Genomic DNA, 18044 nt, shown 5'->3' with positions numbered 1-18044 from the left:
CGCTAAGGGACGCACCCGCAGTTCACAGGATCGCCACAGGCAACTCGTGTTCACTCCTTCCCATGACCGCTTCCAACGAGACCCTCACCCGCCCGGACGGCTCCCCCGTGCGGGTCCTCGTCGTCGACGACGAGCAGATGCTCGCCGACCTGCTCGCCTCCGCCCTGCGCTACGAGGGCTGGGAGGTGACGACCGCCGGCACCGGCATCAAGGCCGTGCAGGCCGCCAAGGAGATCGAGCCCGACGTCGTCGTCCTCGACATCATGCTGCCGGACTTCGACGGCCTCGAGGTCATGCGCCGGATCCACGGCCACCAGCCCGGCGTCCCGATCCTCTTCCTCACGGCCAAGGACGCCGTCGAGGACCGCGTCGCGGGCCTCACCGCCGGCGGCGACGACTACGTCACCAAGCCCTTCTCCCTGGAGGAGGTCGTCGCCCGCCTGCGCGCCCTCCTGCACCGCTCCGGCGCGAACCAGGAGCAGGAGTCCAACGTCCTCGAGGTCGGCGACCTGCGGATGGACGAGGACTCCCACGAGGTCTGGCGCGGCCAGGACGAGATCCACCTGACCGCCACCGAGTTCGAGCTGCTCCGCTACCTCATGCGCAACCCGCGCCGCGTCCTGTCTAAGCCGCAGATCCTCGACCGCGTGTGGAACTACGACTTCGGCGGGCAGGCGAACATCGTCGAGCTCTACATCTCCTACCTGCGCCGCAAGATCGACAAGGGCCGCGAGCCGATGATCCACACGATGCGCGGCGTCGGCTACGTCCTCAAGCCCACCGAGGGGGCCGCGAGCGCGCCGGCGTCCCGCTGAGGGACGCCGCCGGACCGCGGCCCGCACAGCACCGGCCACTAGGTGTACTGATCGGGGAGGTTGGTCAACCTCGTGATCGGTGGGAGGGCGCCGGTGGCGGTGTGGGGGCGGTGGTGATTGTAGAAGTGGGTCCATGCCGGCAGTGCGGCGCGGCGCTCGGCCTCACTGGCGTAGTGGCGGGAGTAGGCCCACCCATCAGCCAGGGTCCTGTGGTACCGCTCGATCTTCCCGTTGGTCTGAGGCCGGTAGGGCCTGGTGTAGCGGGCCTTGACCCCCAGGCGCTCGCAGGCCTGGGTCCAGGCCCGTGACCTGTAGGCGGCCCCATTGTCGGACAGCACCCGCTGAACGACCACCCCGCGGGCGGCGAACCACGCCACCGCCCGCTGCAGGACACCGACAGCGGTGGCAGCCTTCTCGTCGTCGTGGACCTCGGAGTAGACCACGCGCGAGTGGTCATCGAGCACGGAGTGGACGTAGGCCCACCCCAGACGAGGCTGACCGTGCCTGCGCCTGGCGCCGTCGGTGGTCTGGCGGTTGTGGTCACCCTGGGTGCGTCCCACGTACCTCCAGCCACCGCCGTCGGGGATGTTGCCGACCTTCTTGACGTCGACGTGGACCAGGGAACCGGGGCTCTCGTGCTCGTAGCGGCGTACGACCTGCCCGGTGGCGCGGTCGAGGTAGGAGAGGCGGTTCAGCCTGGCCGTGTTGAGGATGCGGTGCACCGTCGAGGGTGCGATGCCGGTGCGGGCGGCGAGCTGGACGGGGCCCTCCCGCAGGCGGCTGCGCAGGCTGACCACCCGGCGTACCACGGTGGTGGGGGTGCGGTTGGGGCTGGAGTGGGGGCGGCTGGAGCGGTCGGTCATCGCCTCCCCGGCGCGGTAGCGGTCCACCCAGCGTTTGACGGTGGGCCATGAGCATTGGAATCGGGCGGCGACCTCGCTGATGGGGTAGCCCTCCTCAACGACAAGGCGGGCCACCCGCTGCCGGGCGCGTGGGGTCAGGGCTGCGTTAGCGTGGGACATGAGGAGAGCACCTCTCGTACTGCTCGGTGAGACTGTCGCAAGCCCCACCCTGCCAGCACCCGGTGCTCTCCTCACCTCATACAAGCCGATCGCAGTCCTTCAACCAACCTCCCCGATCAGTACAACTAGGGTCGATCCGTGCCCACCACCCCCTCCCCCGAGCCCGGCCGGGCCGACGGCGCAGCCGCGCCCTCCGGTCCCGCCACCGTGTCCTCCACCGAGGCCCAGCAGACGCCGACGACGGCGCAGCACGCCGCCGAGCAGCCGGGCGCCGCGCGCCACCCGCGCAGCCTGCGCACCCGCCTCGTCGCCGGCGTGCTCGGCCTCGTCCTCGTCGTCTGCGTGCTCATGGGCGCCTTCTCGACGCTCACGCTGCGCCACACGCTCATGGACCGGCTCGACACGCAGCTGAGCGCCGCCTCGGACCGCGCCGCCACCCGCCGTGCCGGCATCCAGAAGGACGCCGACGCCACCGACGCCACCAAGCCGACCTCGGCCGCCACCTCGATCCCCTCCGCCGGCCCCTCCCCGGCGGCGGGCGACCAGCAGCCGCCCTCCGGCGCCCAGCAGACGCCGTCGGGCACCTCACAGACCCCGCCGCCGGGGGCCGTCGCCCCGGGCGACGGCGACAAGGACGACCCGGGCGTCCCGGCGGGCCTCGACGCCGCCGGCCAGTCCACGGGCACGCTCACGCTCATCGCCCCCGGCGACTCCTCGGACGGCACCTCGACGGTCACTGCCGGCTACATCGACGACTCCGGTCAGTACCGGAGCCTGTCGACGGCCGAGTGCGAGGCGCTGCTCTCCCTCGAGCCCTCCGGCGAGCCGGTCACCGTCGCGATCGACTCGCTCGGCGACTACCGGGTCCTCGTCACGAAGGACTCGACGACCGGCGACGTCGTCGTCACGGGGCTGTCGCTGGCCGACGACAACGCCCTCGTGCGCAAGCAGCTCATCATCGAGGCGGCCATCGCCGTCGTCGGTGCGCTCCTGGCAGCGGTGGCCGGGCGCCTCATCGTCCGCTCCTCCCTCGCGCCGCTGGAGCGCGTCGCCGCGACCGCCGAGCGCGTCGCCTCCCAGCCCCTCGCCCGCGGCGAGGTGAGCATCGAGGAGCGCGTCGAGGACGAGGACCTCGCCTCCTCGCAGGAGGTCGGGCAGGTGGGCGGCGCCCTCAACACGCTCCTCGGGCACGTCGAGGAGGCCCTGTCGGCCCGCCAGCGCTCCGAGACGCAGGTGCGCCAGTTCGTCGCCGACGCCTCGCACGAGCTGCGCACGCCGCTCGCCTCGATCCGCGGCTACACCGAGCTCATCCAGCGCGAGGGCGCCGACGCCCAGCTGCCCGAGGAGGCGACGCACGCCCTCGAGCGCGTCCACTCCGAGTCGCTGCGCATGACGGCCCTCGTCGAGGACCTGCTGCTCCTCGCACGCCTGGACGCCGGGCGCGAGCTGCACCACGAGGAGGTCGACCTCGTCGGCCTCCTCCTGGACACCGTCTCCGACGCGCGGGCCGCCGGGCCCGAGCAGGAGTGGGACCTCGACCTGGCCGTCCTCGAGGACGGGGCGGCGACGGACGACGGCACCGCGGACGGCGACGAGGACGTCGAGCCCGAGCCGCCGCTCGTCATCGGCGACGAGGCCCGGCTGCGGCAGGTGGTCGTCAACCTCCTCGCCAACGCCCGCGTCCACACGCCCACCGGCACGCACGTGACGACGACGCTCAGCCGCGAGCAGGGCGCCGACGGCGACCGGCTCGTCATCCGCATCGCCGACGACGGCCCCGGCATCGACCCGGCCGTGCGCGACCGGCTCTTCGAGCGCTTCGCCCGCGGCGACTCCTCGCGTGAGCGCCGCACCGGCTCGACCGGCCTCGGCATGAGCATCGCGCTGGCGATCGTCCGATCGCACGGCGGGACGCTCACCGTTGACTCCGTCCGCGAGGGCGACGGCGCACCGGGCGAGCACGGCACGACCTTCACCGTCAGCCTGCCCGCGGCGGCCCTGGACTGAGCGAGGTCGCTGAGCGCCACCGCGAGCGGCGTCCTCGCGCGGAGGCGCCCGTCGCGACGTGCCACAGGTACGGCACAGAGGCGGCCCTTCGTCGCCACAGCCCGCCGTCCTTCGATAGGGGCATGACACGACGCGCCCTGCACCGCCCCGCCGCCCACGACCACCGGGGGCAGGGGCTCGGGGCGCTGGGCTGCCTCACGACGGCGTCGTTGTGCGCGGCGCTCGTCCGGGCGGTCGCGCCGACGGCGTCGCGGGAGACGCTCGCGACCGGGTTCCTGCTCGCCGGGCTGTGCGCGGCGGTCACGCTGCTGACGGTGCGGGCCTGGTGGTCGGGTGAGCTCGTCCTGCACCGCTCCCCCGCACCGCGTCGGACGACGGTGACGGCCGTCGTCGCCGGTGCGCCCTCGGGTACGGCCCGGTCCGCCGGGGCTGGGTCCGGTGCGGCTCAGCGCACCCGGCCCGGTGCCCGTCGGTCGCCGTCGTCCGTCAACGGGGCGGTCAGGGCGGACGCTCCCGTCCTGGCACCGACCGCGATGGTGCCGACCGCCGTGGCGGCTCAGCCGTCCGTGGAGCGGCGGCGTCTGTCGGGCGACAGCGCGGTGAGCAGCGCGAGCCCGATGAAGGACAGGGCCACCGTGCCCGCCGAGCCGGCCGCGTAGGCGAGGAAGTCGTCGACCCGGTTTCCGGGGGTCGAGGCGCTCAGGTACGTCCACAGCTCGAGGAAGCCGGCGATCGCGCCTGCGAGCACGCCGAGGCCACCGAGGACCCCGACCGACGTGAGCCCGCCAGTGGTGGGCGCCGCCGTGGGCCTCGCGGCACGAGGGCGTCGGCTGCCGCTCTCCTCGGCCTCCGTGGGGGCCGCGCCCGACAGGACGTCGTCCCCGGTGGCGGCGTCGTGGATCCAGTGCAGACGGTGGTCCTCGTGGACGAGGACCTTCTCCTCGGACCAGGCGCCGCACACGACGGCGACCGCGCCCCAGCCGACCGCCATGAGGATCGCGGCGAGGACGTCGGCGGGCCGGTGCCACTGGGCGGCCAGCGTCGAGTAGCCGATGGCGGCGGTGAGGATCGCACCGAACCAGGCGGCGGCTCCCCGCCAGCGCGCCCCGGCCACGAGGACGAGGGCGACGGCCGCTGAGGCGGCGACGGCGGTGTGGCCGGAGGGCAGGGTGTTGGCGCCGTCGAAGCGCCAGGACAGCCCGTAGTCGGGGCGGGTGAAGACCCAGCGCTTGAGGATCTGCACGGACCCGGTCGTGGCGACGACGGTGGCGGCGGCCCACAGGGCCCGGCGCCTCGATCCGCGCCACAGCGCGCCGATGAGGATGACGAGGAGGAGGGCCACGAGCGCCGGCATGGTGATGACGTGCAGGAGGTTGCTCGCGTGGTCGGAGACGAAGCGGGCGCCGATGAGCGAGCCGGCCAGGGCGGACTGCTCCATGACCTGCCCGGTGTGGGTGGTGACGAGGAGGTACCAGTCGACGACGGTGCCGCCGAAGCAGACGACCGCGAGCACCGCCGCGAGGAGCCGCGAGCGCCACTGGGGGCGTCCGTCGGCCACGAGGTGAGGTGCGGGAGCGTCGGCGGGAGTGCTCATCACTCGGGAATCGTACGAGGGGGCTCCTGGGAGGAGTCGGAGGAGTCCGTGGGGCGTTCCTCTCCGGCGGGCGCGTCGGGGGCGTCGGGCTCCGCGGCCGGCGGGTCAGCCTCTGCCGCGTGCGGGTCATCCGCGGCGGAGCCCGCGGCGGTGGCCCCGGCTGCGCGCTCCTCCTCGCGCTTGCGCTTGATCCGGCGCCAGAGCATCCGCAGGAGGATGACGGCGAGCACCACGAGGATGAGGACGACCGCGCAGATGAGCCAGATCATCCAGGTCTGCATGGGGGCGGGCGTGGCGTCCGCCTGCTCCTTCTCGGCCTCGACCGGGTCGAGGGGGACGCGGGTGCCGGTGACGAGGAGGCGGTGGGTGTTGATGCCGTAGGGCGTGCAGGTGATGAGGGTGACGAGGTCCTCGCCGGGGACCTTGCGCAGGGAGTCGGTCTCCTCGGGGAGGACGACGCGGATGTCGGTCACCTTGTACTTCATGGAGCGGCCGGCGGTGTTGACGTAGAAGACGTCGCCCTTCTCCAGCTCGGTGAGGTGGTCGAAGAGGGTGGCGGAACCGAGGCCGGTGTGGCCGGTGAGGACGGCGTGGGTGCCGGCGCCGCCGACGGGCAGGGAGGTGCCGAAGAGGTGCCCGACGCCCTTCTGGAGGATGTCCGGGGTGGTGCCGTGGTAGATCGGCAGGTCCGTGTGGATCTTGGGGATGACGATCTGGCTCATGACCTCGTCGAGGTCGAGCTCGGCGAGGTAGGCCTTGTAGGCGGGGCTGTCGGGGCGCTCGGTCTCGATCCAGGGGTCGAGGATCGGCATGGACTCGAGGGTGGAGTTGTACTTCTCGGCGCCGACGAGCTCGGCGGCGAGGGCGTCGGGGCCGGCGGCGTCCTGCTTGGCCTGGTACTGGTCGGCGATGCGCTGCTGCTCGGTGTTGTTGTGGAGGGTGGCGACGACGGGGTAGCCGAGGACGATAGCGCCGGCGAGGGCCATGATGAAGGGCAGGATCGTGAGGATCTGCTCGCGGCGGCTGCGGCGGCGGGCAGCGCCCTTGCCCGGCTCAGCGGGGTCGTTGCGCGGGTCGGTGGGGCCGTGGCCCTTCCCGGATCCCCCTGCGCCTCCGGGGGCGACGACGACGTCGGTGGCCTCGGGCTGGACGGTGGCCTTCGTGCTCAACGGCGTCTCCTTCGTGGTCGGCCCCGTGGTGGGTGGGCGTGGTGGCTGCGTCCGGGCGGCCCGGGTGTGGTGGTGCTGGGTGCGCCGTGGGCGGCGTCGGGAGTCCGACGCCGCCCACGGCGTGCTCGTTCGAGCAGTACCTGCTCGGTCAGGACCGGTGCGGCCCAGGATCCCTCACGGGTCCCTGACCGGGCCGACCTGCTCAGGCGTTGCGGCGCTTGTTCCGCATCCCGAGGAAGACGGAGCCTCCCACGAGGAGCCCGCCGGCGAGGACGAGGGCGATGACGCCCGCGGCACCGGTGAGCGGGAGCTTGAAGCTGCCGTTGGAGGGCACGTCCTTGACGGTGGTGCCGATCGTGTAGCTGTTGTCGGCCGTCGAGTTGTCCGCGGTGATCTGGAAGGCGATCGGCTTGGTCTGGAGCTCGAAGCCGCTCGGCGCCTTGGTCTCGACGAGGCAGTAGGCGTCCGGGGTGGTGTCCGTGGCGTTGTTCTCCCAGTCGTTGTTCTGGAGCGCGTCGATGGTGACGGTGCCGTCAGCCGCCGACGTGAAGGTGTTCTGCTCGGTCGCAGTGGCGGTGCCGTCCGCGGCCACCGAGTACGCGGTGAGCGGGCTGCCGACGAGCTTGTAGTCGCCCGCGGTGAAGTTATCGGTCAGCGTGATGGCCGAGTCGTCCTGCATGGTGCACAGGTAGACCTGGAACTCAGCACCGCCGAGCGCCTTGCTCGATAGGTCCGTCTTGGTGATCTTCACCTTGCCGAACTTCGAGGTGACGGTCGACGACGGCGGGGTGTCCGGCGGCGGGGTCGTCGAGGTGGCGGGGTCCCACCCGTTCGACGGGGTGTTGGGCAGGACGTAGGCGGTGTTGGGCACGATGCCATTGCCGGCGATCGGTGCCTTGATCGTCGTCGTCAGGGTCATGGTCACCTTGTCGGCCGTGCCGGCACGCCGGGCGTCGAGGATCTTCTTGCGACCGGCGTCGGTGAGGACGACGGAGACGCGCTTGACCGAGTCGTTCGTCGTTGCGGTGTTGCCGTCGCCGTCGAAGGCGGTCGTGATCTCGGAGAGCGTGTAGTCAGTGTCGGCGAGCGTCGTGTCTCCGTACTTGACGACGACGGACCCCGCCGTGAGCTCCATACGCGCGTCGTACTGGTCGACGATGGTGTAGTAGCCGAGCGTCTGATCGGCCGGGAGGTTCGGGATGTCTGCGGAGACCGTGTAGTTGATGTTGTCGCCGACGGTGTGCGCCGCAGCATCATCGACTGTCTTCTTGACCTCGGTCTTGGCGTTCTTGGGGTAAACGTCGGGGTCGTAGTCCCACTTGGTCGTGTCGGTCGCGTTGGTCATCGGGACCGTGACGATGAAGGGGGCGGAGAGGGTGTAGCCCGCAGGGGCTGAGACCTCGGTGACGACGTACGCGCCGAGCGCGAGGTTCGAGAAGGTCGCGGTGCCGTTACCGTCGGTCGTCTGGCTCGTACCGGCGGCCGTAACGCCCTGGCCCGCCACGGCTGCGCTCACGCTGTTGCTGTAGCTCGCGAGCTTCTCCCAGCCGGCCTGCGTCGTGAGGTCGATGTTGTTGAGCTTCTCGATCTTGTAGACGACGCCCTGCACCGGGGCGCCGTCCGGCGTCGCCTGCTGGCCGTTTCCGGCCGCGGTCCCGTTGGCGTCAGTCTTCTGGTACTTGTGGACCGTGATCGAGCCGGTCGCGTCCGTGTCGAGGTCGACGAGCGAGGGGACCTGGGCGTCCGCGGCAACGACGGCCGGGGCGGGTGCGGCGAAGGCCGCGCCGGGGACGACGGCGAGGCCGCCGACGGCGAGGGCCACCGCGGCGAGGAGGCTGGAGCCTCGACGCAGGTTGAGGGATGACATGGGATCTCCTGGATGATTCCGTGCTGTCCGCCCGGCGGTCGCCGGACGGGGGGGGTGGGGTCTTCTCCCGACCGTCAGGCCCTGACGCGGACCTTACGACGGGAAGTCTTGTTGAGGGCGACGAGCCCGAGGGAGCCGGCGAGGAGCATCGCGGCCCAGATGACGTGGACGCCGATGCCGTTCCCGCCCGAGAGAGGCAGGGTGCCGGTCTCCGTGTCCTTGACCGAGATCGAGGCGGCGACGGGACTGTCCCCGCCGGTCGCGTTCGCCACGGTGATCGACGTCGAACCGAGGTTCTGACCGCTCACGAGGGTGATGGTCGTGAGACCGCTGTCGTCCTTGCCGAGGGTGAAGGCCACCGGCGTCGGGAGCAGGTTGTGCCCCGTCGGGGCCTTCGTCTCGACCAGCCAGTAGGTCTTGCCGAGCTCGAGGGTCTCCGTCGTGAAGGACGTGAGGGTCCCGTCGGGGTTGGCGAGGGTCTGGACGGGCTGGCGACCGTCGAAGTCCGTGGCGGTCGGGTCCGCGTCATAGATCGCGAAGGTGGCACCGGCCAGCGGGTAGGACCCGTCGGCGTTGGCCTGACCGTTCGGCTGCGTGCCGGTCTTGAAGATCGTGATCGTGCGCGGTCCGACGGGGCCGCAGGCGATGTTGTCGGTCTTGGACGCGTCGGCGGCCTCGTTGGTCATGGCGACCGTGTTGAAGAGGCCGTGACCCGTCGTGTACGTCCCGTCCCCGCCGGTCTGGCAGGCGAGGTTCGCGGCGCTGTAGCCGGTCGCGGCCGTGTTGAGGGTGACGTTGGCGCGGACGTAGAAGACCGTGCTCGCGCCCGGGTCGACGACGACGCCGTCGGTGAGCTTGTACGCACCGTTCTCGGCGGTCGCCGCAGTGGCGGTGTCGAGCCCGTCCTTCGTCGTGGCCACCTTGACCGCGTTGATGGTCAGGCCGGCGGCGAAGGCCGGCGTGTCCGTGAGTTCGCCCGTGGACTGGGCGAGGGCACCGTCGTTCGTCGCGGTGATCGTGTAGGTCACGTCAAAGGTGGCGGCACCGGTGAGGCCGCCGTTGTCGCCCTCGGCAATCGTCTTGACGACGTTGAGCCTGGGCGTGAGCGACTGGCAGGCGGTGTCGTCGCCCGTCGTCGTGTCCTCGTCCATGGCGGCGGTGTTGACGATGCCGGCGGTGTAGCCGTCGGTCGCATTGCCGGCGCACTGGTAGGCGGCGGCGTCGTAGCCGGTCGTCGCCGGGTCGACCTCGAAGGTCACGGTGACGACGAAGGTGCGGGTACCGCCACCGGTGACGTTGCCGTTGGCGTCCTTCGTGCCCGCGGCGAGCTCGCTGCCGGAGCCGGCCTTGGCCAGCGTCCAGCTCGAGGGGTCGAGCGGAGTGAGGTTCGTGGCCGAGCCGTCGCCCTCCTTGACGGTCGCCGCCGTGAGGGTGGCGCCCGTCGGCAGGGTGAGGGCGTCGGTGACGTCGTTGAAGATCTTCGACGCCGTGGTCGACGTGTTGGTCACCGTGACGGTGTAGGTCGACGTGTAGGAGAACGTCCCGTCGGCGCCCTTCCCGTTGGACACGACCGTGTCGGAGCCGGCGTTCGTCTTCGTCACCGAGAAGGTCGGCGAGTCGGGGATGTCGCCGCAGGCCTCGGAGGTGCGCGTGGCCTCGTTCGTGGTCACGTCCGCCTGGTTGTGGATCGTGTCCACCGAGCTGCCCGGCGCTTCGGCCGTGCAGGCGGCGTCCGAGGGCTTGGCGACGCCGGTGCCGTCCTCCGCGGCCTTGACGTTGAGGACCACGGTGTACTCGTGGACCGAGGGGGCGTTCTCCGCGCTGGCCGCGAGCTGGGCCCGCGGGTCGAGCGCGTAGGTCGTGGTCTCCCCGTCCTTCGTGTAGACGCCGTCCTTGTCGTCGTCAGTGAAGCCCTCAGGGATCCTGACGACGAGCTCAGCACCATCCTTCGTGTACCACTTACCGGCGATCCTGGTAGCACCCTCAGGAAGCTTGCTCACCATGGTGATCGCCGTGCCGGCCTCGACCGGTTCGTCGGCGCTGCCCACGACGTGGGACGTGCGGTCCGGGCCGGTCCAGGTCACCGAGTTGATCGTGTTCTTCTCCGGGGCCGACGGGGTGTCCACGAGGCCGTAGCTGAGGGCCGCCTTCGTCGACGGGTTCGTCACCTTGATCGTGTAGGCGACGTCCCAGGTCCCGTCCCAGGCGCCGTTAGCGTCCAGGTGCTGCGTCGTGCCGGTGAAGGTCTTCTCGACCTGGGCGATCGCGTCGACCGTGTTGACGACGGTGGTGTCCGTACCGCCGGCGGAGATGACGAAACTGTAACCGCTGTTGCTGACCTCGGAGTCCTGGTCCCCGTCGCCCGATGCGTTGGTGGCGTAGTACTCGATGGAGGTGCGCCAGGTGAAGCTGGAGGGATCGGTCAGGTTGACCGGGGCGGTGACTCCCTCATACGCCGACCCCGGAGGCATCTCGTACAGGAAGCAGTTCGAGCCCAGCGGGATGTTGCTGTGCTTGTCGTCGACCACGAGATCGTCGCCGGTGACGCTCGCGTCGCCGACCGTCACCGTGTTCTCAGCACCGGCCTTGAGCCAGACGAGACCGCTGACACTCTCACCGCTGCGCGAGGTGCAGGTGTAGTTCACGGCGTACTTGCCGTCCGCGTCCGCGCCGTCGGTAGCACCGGCGACCTGCTTCGTGATCGTGAAGGAGCCGAAGTGGCGCGTCTGGTCGTTGGTCACGGTGAGGGACGCGTTCGATCCGGTCGTGGCGACCTTGGAGTGCGTGGCGTCGACGGCGTTGTTCACCGCGCCGACGGGCACGTCGGCGAGCGCGGTCATCCACTCGTAGGAGGGGTCGGAGGCGTTGGGCTGGTCCGGTCGGTCCGTCTCAGTGACGGTGCACGAGGAGCCCACGGGCACGTGGTTGTTGCGCACCCCGTCGCCGTCGTAGTCCTGATCCGACTGCAGGGAGGCGGAGCCGGAGCCGACGCGCGTCCAGGCACCGGAGTAGGTAGCACCCGCCTCATCCGTGCAGGTCCAGCGACCGGCGTAGGTGTTCGTGTCCGTCGTCGTCGCGTCGGGCACGATCTTCTCGACGTCCACGGAGCCGTAGACGCGGTGCGTCCGGTTCGTGACCGTGAGGGTGAGGACCTCGTCCGCGGAGGTGGCGACGGACCAGGTGCCGTCCTGGGTCACTGGTGCGGCGGACCCGAGCTGCGAGGTGTAGGTCTCCGTGTCCCACGCCCAGGAGGTGTCGGCGAGCTGCGATGAGTCCGGCTTCTCGATCTTGGTGAAGAGCGTGTCCTCGGCGATGGTGCAGGCGGCGCCAGCGGGCACGTGCACGGTGGTCACCTGGGTGCCGTTGACCGTCTGGACGGTGCCGTCGACGGTCACGGTCGACAGGGTCGGGTCGGCCGCGTTGGCCGTGTTGCCGCGGGCGTTGAGGCCGAAGCTCTGCGCAATGTCACGACCACCGTTGGGGTCGGTGCACACGAGCTGGACACCGACGGAGGAGCCGTCGGCGATGGAGGCGACGTTGGTGTCCTCGCTGAGGTCCTTGACGACCTTCAGCGTCGAGTACACCTGCGTGACGTCGTTCGTGACGGTGACGGTGTGCGCACCCGTGGTGCTCGTGATCGTTACCGGGGTGTCCGCGGTGCCGCGGTCGAGGACGGGCGGCGTCCACGCCCACGAGGCGTTCTTGAGCGAGTCGGAGGTCGGCGCGGTCTCGTTGAAGGAGCACGACGTCGTGAGCGGCAGCCCGCCGGTGGCGTCGACGCCGTTGCGAGCGGGCGTCCAGCTGTCCAGGAGGTACACGGCGTCCTCGGTGAAGGTCGCGGTGCCTCCCGGCGCCGCGGACCAGGTGCCGGCGGAGATCGTCGCACCGGCGTAGGTGCAGGTGTACCTGCCGTTGAAGGCGGCGGTCGCGTCCTTGACGGCGCCCTGCGCCTGAGGGGTCAGGGACTTCGTCAGAGAGATCGGGCCGGTCACTCGATCCACGGAGTTGGTCACCTGGACCTTGAGGTCGGTGACGTCGTCGGTGAGCTGGTAGACGCCGGGTTGCCCGTCGACGGCAGCGAGCGGGGTGTCGCCGTTGAGGACGGTGATGGTCGGGGTCTTCCAGGTGTAGGAGGAGTCCTTGAGCCAGTCATCGCTCGGGGAGTCCTCGCTCATGCGGCAGAACCAGCCGCTCGGGACGTCGCGGTCGTAGGTCTGACCGGACGCGAGCTCACGGTGGACGGTCACCATGTTGTCGAAGGCGAGGTCGGGTGCGCACTGGACGGTGATGGCGAAGGACTGCGTGGCGTCCTTGAGGATGTCCGTGGTGACGTTGCCGTTCTCGTCGACGACGGTCTTCGACAGCTCGGCCGGGACGTGCTTCTGCTCCACCGTGTTCGTCACGGTCATGTCCGCGCGAGCCTCGGCGTGCACGGTGGCGGTTCCGTAGGCCGGAGCACCGTCGCCGTTCTCCCAGCGGTACTGGGGGTCGTCCGTGTTGGGCGCGCCGTTGATGGACTCCCCGCTCGGCGCGCAGACCGAGCCGAGAGGGAGCAGCGAGTTGCCGGTGCTGAGGTCCGTGCCGTCCTCCGCCTTGACGGTCGCACGGCCCGGGCCGGTCACGGTCCAGGTGCCGGTGCCGACGGCGGTGACCGCTGCACCGTTGTAGGTGCAGGTGAAGGTTCCGGAGTAGGTGGCGGTGCGGCCCTGGCTGGCGGCGGCGCCCTCGCCGGCGATGGACTTCACCAGTCCGACGGCTCCGTAGACGCGCTTGATCGGGTTGGTGACCTTGAGCTCGGCGGCACCGTCGATGTCCGCGGTGACCACGGCCGGGGTCTTGCCCTCGCCGTGGGTCACCTCAGCGTAGGTGGGGGTACCCCAGGCGTAGGAGTCGTCGACGAGCCCCCCGGAGGCGGGCGACTCGGTGACCGAGCAGTGCTGGCCGACCGGGACGAGCTTGCCGGTGCTCACCGTCGCGGTGGTCGATCCCTTCGGAACCGTCGCCTGGACGGTGCCGCTGTACCCGGCCACGAGGGAGCCGGGTTCCGGCGTGCAGGTGAGGTTGAAGGTGAAGGTGACGTCCGAGGCGAGCCCGGCGGTCTCATCGGTGACGACCTTGCTGACCTTGACCTCGGTGAGGCGGTTGTTCAGGTGGTTGTTGGCCTGGACAGTGACGGAGGACCCGTCAGCGGGCACGGTGACGGCGACGACGGGCGTCGTCACGGCGTCCGCCCCCTGACCGACGCTCCGGGTCTCGCCGGTGGAGGTCGCGTTGGTGTACTTCACCGGGTCCCAGATCCAGGGGTCCATCTTGATGCCGTGCTTGGCGCCGGTCGTCTCGAAGAGCTCGCAGTAGGCGCCCGCGGGAAGCGTGACGTCCGCCAGCTCCGCGGTGGTGCCGGCGGTGATGGAGCGTGTGCCCTCGGCGGTCACCCCGTTCACCGTGACCTTCTCCGCCTTCGTGGCGTCGGTCCAGCACTGGTACTGGAAGTCGAAGGTCGTCCCGGTCTCGAACTGGGAGCCCTCCTCACCACCGGAGACGGCCTTGGAGATGAGGAGGTTCGCCTCGGTCTTCTGGACGGGGTTCGTGACGATGACGGTCTGAGCGGTCTGGTCCTGGGGCCAGGTCACGGTTCCCGGGCTGATGGACGGGGCGCCCCAGATGTAGTGGGCGTCGGCGGCGTAGGGGCGTGCGGACGGACTGTCCTCCTGAACCTGGCACCAGGATCCCCGGAAGAGGGTCAGGGTGTCCGCGGAGGTCTGGTCGATGCCCTGACCGTTGGTGGTCAGGGTCAGGGTCGCGACCCCGTCCTGGCCGGTCCCGCCGTCGCGAGACTGGGACCAGGTGCCGAGCATGGCCTCGCTGCCGAGGTAGCAGGTGAAGGTGCCCGTGTACGTCTGCGCGTCGATGGAGGTGAGGTCGACCTTGGACAGGTCGATCATCTTGGAGACCTGGAGCGTGACGTACTTGCGCTCGAAGTTGTTCGTGAAGGTGACGCGAGGATAGGGATGGTCCTTGTCCGTGGTGGACTTCGCGTGGGCGGTGATGACCGTGGAGCGACCGGTGTCGCCGGTGTTGTTGTGCTCCTGCCCGTACTGGATCCTCCAGCTCGTGGTGGTCCAGGCGTAGGAGGAGTCGGTGAACCCGTCGCTCGTCCCTGCGGTCGGTGAGGTCTCGGTGACGAGGCAGTTCGAGCCGGCGGGCACGGTGTCCTCGGGCATGCGCCACACCTCGCCCAGGGCGATGGTGACCGCGTCGTTGGTGTAGGTGGTCTGCGCGCCGCCCGGGTTCTGCGGGTCGACACCGGGGGCGTAGCACTGGACGCTGTAGGTGAAGCGGGCGTCAGAGGTGAGGCCGGTGGTGTCGGTGACGGTCTTCGCGATGGCGATGCCGCCGAAGGAGCGCTTCGTCGGGTTGACGACGACACCGGCGCCGCCCGTGGTGCCGACGGCGACGGACTGGCTGGCGAGGGCCGCGCCGTTGGTGTCCTCGTAACGCGTCTGAGCCGTGTCCCAGTCGAAGTCGGCACTGAGCGCGTCCTCGGAGAGGGAGCTGGTGTCCTCTGAGATGAGGCAGGAGGTCTGGCGCGGCACCTGCACCGTGGCGGTCTGCCCGTTCTTGACCTTGAGGGTTCCGGTGACGGGACCGCAGGTGTAGGTGACGGTGAACTCGTAGTCGGCCGCGGAGCTGAGGTAGCCGCTCGTCCCGGGGGAGGCCTGCGTGCCACCGGGCCCGACGACGGTCTTCTTGACGGTGAGGGGCACCGTGACGATCTTGTAGGTGTTCGTGACGGTGATCGACTTGGTCTCGCCCTCGCCGACCGTCGTGCCATTGCCCGTGTAGGTGGTCGTCGACCAGTCGTAGTAGGAGGCGGAGAAGTCGCCGGCCTGAACGGTCTGCTTGGGCTCCGTCACGGTGCAGGCCGCGCCGGCGGGGACCTCGACCTGGACGCTCTGGCCGTTCGCCGTGACGTCCTTCGTTCCCTGGGCGACGGTCTGGCCGTCGAGGGTGCAGGTGTAGGTCAGGGGGAAGGTGCGGGTGGTACCACCCGTGTAGCCGGCCTGGACACCGTTGTCGGGCTTGACCGTCTTGGCGAGCTGGAGCACGCCGGTGTCCTGGGTGATCGTGTTGGTGACGGTGAGGACCGCGGGCGCGGTGGCGGTGTTCGCCGACGTCACGGTGACGGGCGTGGAGTAGGTCGGAGTGGCCCACTTGTACGAGCTGTTGACCAGTCGGGAGGCCGCGATGGACGCGTCCTTCTCCGTGATGCTGCAGGTCGCTCCGATCGGGATCGCGGCGCTGGCGAGCACGGCGTCGCCGCCGGCCTTGACACCCGTGATGTCGCCCGTCTGGCCGGAGTTGCAGGTGTAGGTGAAGTCGAAGGTCTGGCCGTCGTCCTTGAGGCCCTCGGTGCTGCCCGTGAGCACCTTCCTGGCGGCGATGCGGCCAGTCTTGTACGTGTTCGTGAAGGTGCAGGTGACGTTGGCGTCGGGCGCCAGAGTGACCTTCTCAGCGAGGTTCGTGGCGTCACCGTCCGCGTTCGTCATGGTGAGCACGGTCCCTGCCGCGTTGCGGCACGTGAGCCCTGTGAGCTCGTACCCGTAGACGTTCTGGTTGTTGAGGGCCTCGGTGAGGCTGTAGTCACCGGAGGGAACGACGGCGGAGGTCACCTGGTCCGAGTTGCCGGCACCGGAGACGACGGTCTTCGAGGTGACGGCGTCGGTACCGGTGCCGGTGAGCGTCCAGCTGCTGGCTGCCGCGGTCCCGCCGGAGACCGCCTTCTTGAGGGTCAGGGTGGACTTCGCCTCGTACCGGTTGGTGAAGGTGCACCGGATCGGGACCGCCTTGGCGTCGGTCACCGCCCCGACCTTCGAGAAGTCGACGCTTCCCGCGTTGAGGTTGGTACTGACCGCGACGTCCTCGCCCTTGCCGTTGACGCAGGTGATGTCTGTCAGCTTCCAGCCGGACTTCGTCCTGTTCGCCGAGGTGTCGGGGTTCTGCTCGGTGATCTTGAAGCCGCTCGAGCCGACACCGAAGGCGTAGTAGGCGTCCTGCCCGGTCTGCTTGCCGTTGGCGAGGTCGTAGTCGTCGGTACCGCCGGAGCCGGCTGCCGTGGTCGGTTTAAGCGTGTTGGTGAAGGCGTTGTCGTTGATGAAACCGGCGTGGACGCCGTCAATCTGCTTGGTAGCACCCGCGAAGAGAGAGGTGTCGTTCGTGACGTGGTTGTCGTAGAAGTAGCTCGCCTGCGAGTCTGCGTCCGTGGTGAAGGAGAAGGCGGGGACGGTGACGTTCTGCGAGTTCGCGTCCGCCGTCGTCTTCTTGGTGATGGTGACGTATCGCTCCTGCTCGAACTCGCCGTAGAGGCAGCCGAAGGTGTCCTGCCCCTCCTTGGTGCGGAAGTAGGTGACGGTGTCTCCTGCGCCGCCGGTCGGGGTCGCGGAGCATTTCTGGCTGGTGCCGTTGTTGTAGAAGCCGAGGAGCTTGAGACGGTACGGGACGCCGTCCTTGACGATGACGATGTTCTCGGAGTTGACCTTCTGGATGGTCACCTGGTCATCTGACGCCGGCGTCTGGTTCGCGTTGCCGTCCTTGTACGTGTAGTAGTTGGAGTCGGTGTAGAGGTCGTAGTCGCCGCCGTCCGGCACGTTCTGGAAGCACACGGCGGAGCCCTGGACGCCGTTGGTGTACGTGTACTCGTAGTAGTAGCCAGAGAGTCCCCTACCGCAGTACGACCAGTCGACGCTCTTGGCGGTTCCGTGGTTGTCAGTGTTCTTGACGACCATCGTGTAGGTGTTGTTGCTGGTCTCCTCCTGGACGAAGGGGAACTCCTCGGTCACGCCGTTGAAGTCGAGGCTGAGCGAGGAGTGCAGCCAGGTGTTCTCCGTGCTGATCGGGTAGTTGTTGTGCCGCATCGTGCCGATGAGGAAGGGCTCATTGGCCTGGACGGTCGTGGGGTTGTTCGCCTGGAACCCGATCGAGGACTGGGTGTCGACCTGGATGTAGGTCCCGAGGCGGCCCTTGTACGGGACGCCGCGTGCGACGTACGACCACATGTCCTGAGCCTTTTGCGCGCCCGTGACCCAGAACTGCTGCGTCATCGAGGACCGCTCCGGCGAGCCGCTGTAGGCGGACTTCCCCTGAATGAGGCCGTACCGGATCGTGTCCTTCTGGTACTGCGTGCACGCCCTGCTGCCGTCGAAGTACGTGGTCCACCGGAAGCACGCCCAGTCATTGTCCTGGTTGGTGGTGTCATCCTTGGCGTTGTTGGCGTAGCTCGCACCGATCATCCCTCGGTTCGAGGTGATGTTCAGGGTCACGCCCGCCGTCTGCTCCGTTGCCGCCTGTGCCGGCGGGGTGGTCTGGGGCAGCACGAAGGCTCCGACGGCCGTCATGAGGACGAGCGCGACGGAGACGAGGACGGCGGCGAGGCGCGTCCCGGCGGACTGCTTTCCGGCGGGGGAGCCGGTTGGCTGAGGGGCCACGATGCTCCAGGGGGAAGGGGTTGGGATCACGGGGGCCAGGAAGGCACTCGCAGTGCGATAACCCTACCCCGCGGTCCCAATAACGCCG

7 protein-coding genes are annotated in these 18044 nt (G+C 69.7%); 2 read left to right on the top strand and 5 right to left on the bottom strand.

Annotated features, from left to right (window positions below):
* Positions 1-62: 62 nt before the first annotated feature.
* A complete protein-coding gene (locus AXF14_RS05645) occupies positions 63-815 on the top strand; it encodes a response regulator transcription factor (RefSeq protein ID WP_067941555.1) in 753 nt (250 codons plus the stop codon).
* 38 nt (positions 816-853) lie between these two features.
* Here the strand turns inward: AXF14_RS05645 and AXF14_RS05640 are convergent, their stop codons facing one another.
* A complete protein-coding gene (locus tag AXF14_RS05640; protein WP_067939229.1) occupies positions 854-1837 on the bottom strand; it encodes an IS481 family transposase in 984 nt (327 codons plus the stop codon).
* Positions 1838-2185: 348 nt separating this feature from the next.
* Here AXF14_RS05640 and AXF14_RS05635 point away from each other — a divergent pair, with 348 nt between their 5' ends.
* Positions 2186-3844, top strand: a complete 1659-nt coding sequence (locus tag AXF14_RS05635) for a sensor histidine kinase (protein WP_084355647.1) — start codon at positions 2186-2188, stop codon at positions 3842-3844.
* Between the two features lie 556 nt (positions 3845-4400).
* Here the strand turns inward: AXF14_RS05635 and AXF14_RS05630 are convergent.
* From AXF14_RS05630 to AXF14_RS05615, 4 genes are all read right to left on the bottom strand, one after another.
* Entirely contained in the window at positions 4401-5438 is a 1038-nt protein-coding gene (locus tag AXF14_RS05630; RefSeq protein WP_150118431.1) for a phosphatase PAP2 family protein, read from the bottom strand.
* Entirely contained in the window at positions 5438-6607 is a 1170-nt protein-coding gene (locus tag AXF14_RS05625; protein WP_067941551.1) for a class C sortase, read from the bottom strand. The genes AXF14_RS05630 and AXF14_RS05625 overlap by 1 nt, the downstream gene beginning before the upstream one ends.
* Positions 6608-6809: 202 nt before the next feature.
* Positions 6810-8474 carry a SpaH/EbpB family LPXTG-anchored major pilin gene (locus AXF14_RS05620; protein ID WP_067941549.1) on the bottom strand — a complete coding sequence of 555 codons (1665 nt, stop codon included), beginning with the start codon at positions 8472-8474 and terminating at the stop codon, positions 6810-6812.
* 74 nt (positions 8475-8548) lie between these two features.
* A complete protein-coding gene (locus AXF14_RS05615) occupies positions 8549-17956 on the bottom strand; it encodes a DUF5979 domain-containing protein (RefSeq protein WP_067941547.1) in 9408 nt (3135 codons plus the stop codon).
* Positions 17957-18044 lie beyond the last annotated feature (88 nt).

The sequence above is a fragment of the Actinomyces radicidentis genome, from assembly GCF_001553565.1.
Classification (GTDB): Bacteria; Actinomycetota; Actinomycetes; order Actinomycetales; family Actinomycetaceae; genus Actinomyces; species Actinomyces radicidentis.
Note: the sequence above shows the minus strand (reverse complement) of the source record. Positions and strands in the feature narration are given on the sequence as shown.

Bases quoted from the DNA above. Each gene is read 5' to 3' on its own strand.
- AXF14_RS05635 (WP_084355647.1), top strand. From the start codon at position 2,186: ATGGGCGCCTTCTCGACGCTCACGCTGCGCCACACGCTCATGGACCGG.
- AXF14_RS05640 (WP_067939229.1), bottom strand. From the start codon at position 1,837: ATGTCCCACGCTAACGCAGCCCTGACCCCACGCGCCCGGCAGCGGGTG.
- AXF14_RS05620 (WP_067941549.1), bottom strand. From the start codon at position 8,474: ATGTCATCCCTCAACCTGCGTCGAGGCTCCAGCCTCCTCGCCGCGGTG.
- AXF14_RS05645 (WP_067941555.1), top strand. From the start codon at position 63: ATGACCGCTTCCAACGAGACCCTCACCCGCCCGGACGGCTCCCCCGTG.
- AXF14_RS05630 (WP_150118431.1), bottom strand. From the start codon at position 5,438: ATGAGCACTCCCGCCGACGCTCCCGCACCTCACCTCGTGGCCGACGGA.